At 67.0% G+C, this 796-nt stretch carries 1 protein-coding gene; it reads left to right on the top strand.

Annotated features, from left to right (window positions below; translation table 11 throughout):
• Positions 1–359: 359 nt before the first annotated feature.
• On the top strand, positions 360–796 hold a 437-nt coding region (locus ABD347_RS24695; protein ID WP_425575755.1), incomplete at its 3' end, for an alcohol dehydrogenase catalytic domain-containing protein.

Raw genomic sequence — 796 nt, 5'->3', positions numbered from 1 at the left:
GGCCGGGCGGGCGTTTTGACGTGCGCGGAAGCGCTGGACGATCGATCATCGCTCATATGTGAACGGTGTATTGCATCTGAGAGAAATTGTTGGCACTCAGTGTCTTGCGGCCTGGCACGCGGTGTCATACGTTGTCGTTGTCCGGGCGGCCGGCGTGCAGAGACATCTCGTACGCCGGCTGTCCCCGCGAGGCCATCGCGCCTCGCGCGCCCGGGCGCCTGCGTCACAGGCAACCTCTGCGCACCACCCAGCGCTGCCAGCACCACCCGGCCGAACCGACGGCACACCTCCACAGCAGCACTTTCCCGACGTTCCCCTCAACGTCTCCCCTCAAGACGTTCTTCGCCGGAGGCAACACCGTGAAGGAAATCCTGGACGCGATTCAGTCGTCGGACACCACGTCCGCGGACTTCGCCGCTCTGCCCCTCCCCGAGTCCTACCGCGCGGTGACCGTGCACAAGGACGAGACCGAGATGTTCGCCGGTCTCACCACGCGCGAGAAGGACCCGCGCAAGTCGCTGCACGTCGAGAACGTGCCGCTGCCCGAGCTCGGCCCGGGCGAGGCGCTGGTGGCCGTGATGGCGTCCTCGGTGAACTACAACTCCGTGTGGACCTCCATCTTCGAGCCGGTCTCGACCTTCAGCTTCCTGGAGCGCTACGGCAGGCTCAGCGAGCTGACCAAGCGTCACGACCTGCCGTACCACGTCATCGGCTCGGACCTGGCGGGCGTCGTGCTGCGCACCGGCCCGGGCGTGAACGCCTGGCAGCCCGGTGACGAGGTCGTCGCGCACTGCCT

The sequence above is a fragment of the Streptomyces gobitricini genome, from assembly GCF_039532985.1.
Taxonomy (GTDB): Bacteria; Actinomycetota; Actinomycetes; order Streptomycetales; family Streptomycetaceae; genus Streptomyces; species Streptomyces gobitricini.
Note: the sequence above shows the minus strand (reverse complement) of the source record. Positions and strands in the feature narration are given on the sequence as shown.